The 7,450-nt window shown below is 68.7% G+C and carries 2 protein-coding genes; both read left to right on the forward strand.

Going from position 1 to position 7,450, the window contains the following annotated elements:
* Positions 1–29: 29 nt before the first annotated feature.
* On the forward strand, positions 30–6,020 hold the full coding sequence (locus tag OXG33_11120) for a hypothetical protein (GenBank protein MCY4114472.1): 5,991 nt from the start codon (positions 30–32) through the stop codon (positions 6,018–6,020).
* Positions 6,021–6,232: 212 nt separating this feature from the next.
* Positions 6,233–7,285: a GNAT family N-acetyltransferase gene (locus OXG33_11125; protein MCY4114473.1), complete on the forward strand. Its 1,053-nt coding sequence runs from the start codon at positions 6,233–6,235 to the stop codon at positions 7,283–7,285.
* Positions 7,286–7,450: the final 165 nt, after the last annotated feature.

A 7,450-nucleotide genomic window follows, 5' to 3' on the forward strand; every position in this document is an offset into this window, starting at 1 on the left:
TTGCTCGCGGACGCCGCCGGTTGCCGTCGATGGCTGCGTTATTTGCGGCTGCTCTTGTCGTGGCTGTTGCCGCGGCGGCTGCGCCCACCTTCCGTCCACCCGCAGCCGCGCTGGACTGCGAAGGCGTGGTCCTCGACGACGGCTGCCTTTTCACGATCACCGGCGGCGACACCATCGATCCCAACGACGGATTCGCCGTGACCAACGGCGGCGGCGTGCCGCTATGGGATTTCGTCCGCGACCGCGACCTCCAGGCTCTCGGCTACCCCATCAGCCAGCGCTGGGTCAGCGGTCCCTTCACCCTCCAGGCCTTCCAGAAGGTGATTCTCCAGTGGGACCCAGGCAAGGCCCGCATGAACTACTACAACACCCTCGACGTGCTCGCGGATCGCTACCCGGAGGTCGAGCTGCCCAACGTCCCGCCCCACCAGACTCTGGAAGCCGATCGAGGCGCCGACTTCGCCACCATCACGCAAAACCACCTGGCGCTATTGGACCAGAACGCGGCGATCAAGGAGCGGTTCCTGAGCGAGCCCGACTGGCTCAACCTCTACGGTCTGCCGATCAGCTACGACGAGCGGGAGGTCAACGGGAATCCGCAAGGCCTGCAGCTGCTGCGCGCCCAGCGGACGGTGTTCGTGATCTGGAACGTGCCGGCGCCGGGAACGACAGTGGGCCGGGTGAACCTGCAAAACGTGCCGGACAAGGTGAAGAAGCTCAGCAACGTCATCATTCCGGACGCGGCCAAGGCCCCGATCGCGCGGCACGAGATCGCCGGTTTGCCGGAGTTCACGCTCGCGCCGCCCGCGCCTGCGCAGTCCCAGGCGACAACGTCCGGCGAGCGATTCGTCGCCATCAGCAGCGGCGAATACCACACGTGCGCGCTGCGGTCCGACGGCGAGCCCGTGTGCTGGGGGGTTGCCGACGGCGGGCAGCGGCCCGGCTTTGGTCAAGTTGGCTTCGGCCAATCCGATCCGCCTGCGGGTGAGCGGTTTGTGGCCATTGATGCCGGTGGCGAGCACACCTGCGCCTTGCGCGCGGACGGCGCCGCCGTGTGCTGGGGACGCGATGACTTCGGCCAAGCCTCGCCGCCCAACGGCGAACGCTTCGTGTCCATCAGCAGCGGTGGTGCGCACACTTGCGGCCTCCGCGCGGACGGCGCAGCCGTGTGCTGGGGAAACAACGAGTCAGGCCAAGCCACGCCGCCCGACGGCGAGCGCTTCACCGCCGTCAGCAGCGGCTCGTACCACACCTGCGGGCTGCGTGAGGGCGGAATTCCCGTTTGCTGGGGTCCAGAGCCGTACTGGGACGGTCACACGGGATGGGAAGCTCCGCCGGATGTCCCGCTGCTTGTGGTGGACAGCGCCTATGGCTACACCTGCGGCATTGAGCTCGACGGCTCGCCGATCTGCTGGGGCGCGCGGTCGGACGTGGTCTACAGCGGCCAATATCCGCGCGGTTACCAGCGCCTCACCGCCATCAGCGGGCGTGGCAGCTCCGGGCAGGGCGGCTGCGGACTTTGGACCAACGGCACGGTTGTGTGCTGGGGCTATATCGATCCACCCCCGGAGCGGCAGAAGTTCATTTCCATCAGCAGCGGTCGCGAACACACCTGCGGCATCCGCCGCGACGACGGGGCGCTCGTGTGCTGGGGCAGCGATGAATACGGCCAGTCGTCGCCGCCCGGAGGCGTTCGATTCGAAGGACCCGAGGAATTCCCGTCCAGGCTGACCGGACCCGATGTTCCGCTGGAGTCGATCAGCAGCGGTGGCCTTCATGCCTGCGGCATCGATGCCGCGGGCACTGCCTGGTGCTGGGGCGACGATGGCTACGGCCGGTCGTCGCCCCCGCCCGGCGAGACATTCGCATCCCTCGGCAGTGGCTGGGCGCATACCTGCGGCGTGCGAATGGACGGCAGCATCGCCTGCTGGGGCGAAGACGACTTCGGTCAAGCGTCCCCGCCCTCCGGTGGGGGCTTCGTCGCCGTCAGCAGCGGCTCGAACCACACCTGCGCTCTTCGCAGCGATGGCGTCGCCATCTGTTGGGGCAGCGACCAGGTTGATCAGACCTCGGTGCCCGAAGGCGAGCGATTCACCACCCTAAGCAGCGGCTGGTCCCACACGTGCGGCCTGCGCGCCGACGGTACTGCCGTCTGCTGGGGCAGCGACCTTTTTGGTCGCGCGACTCCCCCGGCCGGTGAGACGTTTTCTGCCATCACCGGCGGCTGGGTGCACACCTGCGCGCTGCGCCCGGACGGCACGGCGGTGTGCTGGGGCGATGACGACGAGGGCCAGGCCTCGCCGCCTGCCGACGAGCGGTTCGTCGCCATCAGCGCCAATGCCGACCACACGTGCGGTCTGCGAGCGGACGGCACGCCCATTTGCTGGGGAGCCATTCAATATTTCTTCAGCCAGGGGCATGACGCCGGCCAGGCGTCCCCGCCGCCGGGAGAACGGTTCGTCGCCGTCAGCAGCGGCTTTCAGTTCACCTGCGGACTCCGCGAGGACGGCTCTCACGCGTGCTGGCGATTTAGTCCCGGCACGGGGATCCCCGAGGGCCTGAGCAGCCGTGGATTCGAGGCAGTCAGCGGTCGAGTGCTCACGTCGATAAGCAACGGCAATCGCTTCACCTGCGCGCTTGATTCAAACGGCGCTCCCGTGTGCTGGGGCATGGACGACTACGGCCAGGCGTCGCCGCCCGCGAACGAGCGGTTCGTGGCCCTCAGCAGCGGGGAGCGGCATGTTTGCGCCCTGCGGGCAAATGGCACGCCGGTTTGCTGGGGCGACCCGTCGAGCGGGCGGACGGCAGCGCCAGCCGGGGAGACGCTCACAACCCTGAGCAGCGGCTTTGCGCACACATGCGGTCTGCGGTCGCACGGCACGCCGGTCTGCTGGGGCTGGAACGGCCATGGCCAGGCGTCACCGCCGGACGGCGAGCGGCTCGTCGCCATAAGCAGTGGGCACGCGCACACCTGCGGCTTGCGCCAGGGCGGCGCACCGGTCTGCTGGGGAGAGAACGACGACGGCCAGGCATCACCGCCGGGAAGGGCGCAATTCGTGTCGATCGCCAGCGGTGCCAACCACACCTGCGCCCTGAACGCCGATGGCAGCCCGTTCTGCTGGGGCGACGAGGACGACGCCGTGGCACGCGCGCCGACCGTCGATCAGTACCACTCGATCGACAGCACCGCCGGCTACGCCTGCGGCCTGCGCCCGGACGGCACGCCGGTGTGCTGGGGCAAAGGCGCACTGGGCGCCCCGCCTGGAGAGTCGCTCACGGCCATCAGCCTGGGGCACGTGCACAACTGCGGCCTGCGCCAGGACGGCCGTCCCGTCTGCTGGGGCGATGGGTTCGAAACGCCGGTTGAATCGGCTGGGCGCTCGACCTACCAGATCATCAGCGAGCAGCGGGTTCTCGATGTCAGTGGCGGCTACGGCCACACGTGCGCCCTGCGTGAGGATGGCCGCCCCGTGTGCTGGTCGCTCAGGGGCGCCTATCCCAACCTCAGCGGCGAGCTGTCGGTGCCCTACGGGGAACAATTCACCACCTTGAACAGCGGCGGCGGCCACACCTGCGCCTTGCGCGATGACGGCACGGCCGTGTGCTGGGGGTCCGACCACTCCGGAGAGTCCACGCCGCCGCAGGGCGCACGCTTCACCGCGGTGAGCAGCGGCTACGGGTTCACCTGCGGCCTGCGTCAGGATGGCGCCGCCGACTGCTGGGGCAGCGACGAGGATGGCCAATCGTCGCCCCCGGAAGGCGGACGATTCGTCGCCATCAGCAGCGGGATGGGCCTCTACAAGGCGCACACGTGCGCCCTGCGCGAGGACGGGTCCGCCGTCTGCTGGGGCGCCAACGACCGGGACCAGGCCACGCCGCCGGCAGACGAACGCTTCATGGACATCGCCAGCGGCGCCCTGCACACCTGCGCCCTGCGCGTGGACGGTACGGCCGTCTGTTGGGGCTACAACTGGGACCGCCAGGCCTCGCCGCCGGCGGGACTCGCCTTCACCGCCATCACCGCCGGTCGCGCCCACACCTGCGCCATTCGCGCCGACGACCAGTCGGCCGTTTGCTGGGGATCGAGCCACGACCAGATCTATGACTACCAGGGCCAGGCCCGGCCGCCCTATGGCGAGACCTTTTCCGCCATCAGCGCCGGCCAGGACCAAACGTGCGGCGTGCGCGCTACGGACTCGACCCTGATCTGCTGGGGCGAGGGACCGGGGCATCGATCCGGCTATCCCAAGGAGAAGCCCTTCGCCGATGTCGGCGACGAGTCGTTGGCGTCGATCAGCAGCGGCAACGGCCACGTCTGCGGCCTGCGGCACGACGGAACCGCCGTTTGCTGGGGTGACAACGAGACCGGTGAGGCCAATCCGCCGCCGGAGACGTTCAGCGCCATCAGCGCGGGGGGCGACCACACCTGCGCCCTGCGGGCGTCCGACGGGGAGGCCATCTGCTGGGGCAGCAACCGCACCCCCGAGGGCAAGTTCGCCGGCTATCGCGATCAGGCACTGCCGCCGCTTGGCGAATCATTCGTCGCCATCGCCAGCGGTTCCCTGCACACCTGCGCCCTCAAGGCCGACGGCCAGGTCGTCTGCTGGGGCGGTTGGTTCGACGATGACGACGCGGAGCCGCCGGCGGGTGAGCGATTTACGACCATCGTCAGCGGCGGCGAAAGCACCTGCGCGCTGCGTCAGGACGGATCGGCGATGTGCTGGAGTGTGGGCTACCGGCTTTGGGAGTCCACGCCGGCGCACGAGCGCTTCGCGGCGATTGGCATGGGGCAAAGGCACGCGTGCGGTATCCGCGGCGACGGCTCGACCGTGTGCTGGGGCGGCTCCCGGAGGGGCCAGTCGATTGCGCCGGACGATGAACGGCTGGTCGCGGTGACCGGCGGCCACTCCCACACCTGCGGCCTACGGCAGGACGGCACCGCGGTGTGCTGGGGCATCAACTACGAACCCTCGTATGGGGCCTGGTACGGCCAGGCGTATCCGCCCCGGGACGAGCAGTTCACGGCGATCAGCGCCACTGCCCACTTCACCTGCGCGCTGCGCCAGGACGGCTCGCCCCACTGCTGGGGCGAGGGCTACGACAGCCCCGAACCGGCCCGGACGACCTATGCGGACATTGCCAACGAGACCTTCGTTGCCGTCGACGCCGGCTGGGACTACACCTGCGGTCTGCGTCCCGACGGAACCACGGTCTGCTGGGGGAATCAGCCGCCGGACCCGGAGCAATCGAGGCGGTGGGGCGACTTCGCCCGCGAGTGGCCGCCGGAAGGCGAGCGGTTCACCGCCATCAGCACCGGCACGTCGTTCACCTGCGGGCTGCGAGCGGACGGCACCGCGATCTGCTGGGGCGAAAACACGAACGGCGAGGCCTTCCCCCCACGAAATGAGACGTTCGTCGCCATCACCTGTGGAAACGCCGACTCGTGCGGCCTGCGGAGCGACGGGACCGTCGTGTGCTCGGGCTTCGTCAACAGCGTGAGCGGTGGACACTATTTGCCGGCAGAGCTGCAGGGTGAGCGGTTCAACGTGATCAGCTACGGCGCTTTTCATGTCTGCGCGCTTCGCGCGGACGGATCGCCGGTCTGTTGGGGGAGCAACCGCGACGGTGAGGCGGCGCCACCCGAGGGCGAGCGGTTCGCGGCTATCAGCGGCGGTGCCAGCCACACCTGCGCGCTGCGCGCGGACGGCTCGCCGGTCTGCTGGGGGAAGGACGATTTCGGCCAGGCGTCGCCGCCCACCGGCGAGCGCTTCACCGCCATCAGCAGCGGCTCCAGCCACACCTGTGCCCTCCGAGCGGATGGCGCCGCCGTCTGCTGGGGCGCGGCGCTGGGCGACACCTTCATTCAATCCGGACGCACGTACGAAGTCGGCTTTGGCCAATCCGCGCCGCCGGCTGATGAGCGTTTCGCTTCCATCAGCAGCGGCTCGAGCCACATCTGCGGCCTCCGCTTCGACGGCAAGGTGATCTGCTGGGGCAGCGGGTTCACCGACGAAGGCTGAGTCGTCGTATTCCCAATCTGCCGAGGCAGGATTCGGCGCATCTGGGGAGGCTTGGCGGCGACATCTGGGCGGCAGCGCTCACCAAGGGTCATTCCGAGCGCCTTTTCTGTCACTCCGAGCGCAGCGAGGAATCCAAGCGGCGGAAAAAAGGCACAGTGTCGGTAGATTCATCACGCCGCTCGGGCGGCCGTGCCTAATCCACAGGACTCCCATTGACTGAACCCGCGGACATTCTCGACCTGCACCTCGCCGCCCTGTTCACCCAGGACGAGGAGGGAAACCTCATCGCCACCAACGACCCCGAGCCTGACCAAGTCGCCGCTCCGCGGCTCTACCTTGGCCGCAGCCCCGAACGCTGCGTGCTGCGCTTCCGACGCGGCATGGACGAGTCAACCCGCGCCGCCCTGCGCGACCTGGCGGCCCCGGACTTGACCGCAAACGACCCAAACCGCGAGCCGGTCAATCAAGCGGCAATCGAAGCGCTACTCGCCGCCGAGCAACCGATCCAGAACATCTACTTCGGCCCGGCGTTCAGGTTCCCAGATGTCGAAGCAGCTGCGAATCCCCTCCGTCATTCCGGTTCAGCCCCCTCCACCTGGAAGGGGGAGGGCTGGGGAGGGGGTCAGGGTGAGGGTGATCCGGAGTATGGCAGTGGGAGAACACGCCGTGTCCCCTCTCCCTCGATGGGCGAGGGCAAGGGTGAGGGTGATTCGGGACTGGGGAGTAGGACCTCGACCAGTAGCCCAGGTGTCTCCCAAACCGGGGAGCCAAATCCCGGCCCCCTCCGTCACTCCGGCGAAAGCCGGAATCCAGGCTCTACCGAACCTTCTCACGCACGAGTAGGGGCGGTTCGCGAACCGCCCCTACAGCGGTCCGCAAACGTCCCCGGCGGCGGGAATCCCGGCCCTCAGGAGGTCGTCGAGATCTCCCCATCCACCACCCACCTGCTCAGCCCCGAATACGCCTGGCTGGCCGATGAGCTGAAGGTCCGCAACCCCGTCATAGCCGTCGTCGTGGACGGCATGACGGTATCCGTGTGCTTCAGCGCCCGCGCCACCGCGGCCGCCTCCGAGGCCGGCGTCGAGACTCTCCCCGAGCACCGCGGCCGCCGCTATGCCGGGGCCGTCACCGCGGCCTGGGCCGCCGAAGTGCGGTGCCAGGGACGCATCCCGCTCTACAGCACCTCGTGGACCAACCACGCCTCCCGCCGCGTCGCCGCCCGCCTGGGCCTCATCCAATACGCCACCGACTTCCACATCAGCTAAAGAATCTCGGCGTAGATTCCGTCCCTCTGAAATGAGACGTTCGAATCAGTCTGTAGGGGCGTCCCTTGTGGGCGCCCTGTCTGCCGGTGACCAGGGCAGCCACTAGGGCTGCCCCTTGTATGTTGCGAGACCTTCGGATCGTCCGAAGGCAAGCACCGGGCCGGG

Source organism: Chloroflexota bacterium (genome assembly GCA_026708035.1).
Lineage (GTDB): Bacteria > Chloroflexota > UBA11872 > UBA11872 > UBA11872 > JAJECS01.